General features: G+C 55.0%; 2 pseudogenes. Both read right to left on the bottom strand.

The features are described 5' to 3' along the window. Positions 1-504 (bottom strand): annotated as a pseudogene (locus tag GIW69_RS26165) (hypothetical protein); the annotation flags it as partial. After that, positions 501-753 (bottom strand): annotated as a pseudogene (locus GIW69_RS26160) (hypothetical protein); the annotation flags it as partial. The pseudogenes GIW69_RS26165 and GIW69_RS26160, both read right to left, overlap by 4 nt.

Genomic DNA, 753 nt, shown 5'->3' with positions numbered 1-753 from the left:
GTCCGGGTCGGGGTTTTCGAAACCGATGACCAATAAACCCATCGTGGATCGGCCGGCCTGACTGACGGAGGATTGCTGAGTGGCGGCGGCTGTTACGGTTTCCCACGGGACGATCCAGTACTCGCCGCTGTCGCGGGGGACGCAGACTTCGCGACGTTGGCGGTTGAAGCGTATGGGTAAGGGGACATCTCGGAAGAGGCCTTGGATCAGAAAGAAAGTCGGCACTCCAATTACGAATGCCGTCATTACCGCAAAAATATGCATGTCATCGTGATCATGTCTGAACAGATAACCCATGAAAGCGAACAACATCACCATTGGCCAAAGCACCATCACCGCTGAGCCGATGCTGTAATTGCCGATATCGAGAAACACTTCGTTCTTGCGCCAAATAATGTTGAGCACGTCACAAGGTTTTCTGCCCGTGGGAATAGGCAATGGTGCCAAGTAATCATTGCGCGAAAAAATCCGCTTATTTGAAGTGCCTGCCGGCGGCGTACTCATGTCGCCACCTCGATTTGCCCTGCAAGTTCGGCTTCGCGTTTAGCGATAGCGGCCTCCAACTCAGGGGAGCGTTTGGCCCATTGTTCCGGGGGCAGCGGTTTTGACCATTCGATGATGGCGGGATAGGGCAACTCCGGTGGTGGGGATAACTTCCATGTTTGCAACATCATCGCCAGTGGGGCGCCAAGGAACACAGCCCCAATGATCAGCCAGGCAGCCTTGCCAACCTCCTGCGCGACCAAATGGTGT

It is taken from the genome of Pseudomonas syringae (assembly GCF_021605415.1).
GTDB classification, from domain to species: Bacteria; Pseudomonadota; Gammaproteobacteria; order Pseudomonadales; family Pseudomonadaceae; genus Aquipseudomonas; species Aquipseudomonas syringae_S.
Note: the sequence above shows the minus strand (reverse complement) of the source record. Positions and strands in the feature narration are given on the sequence as shown.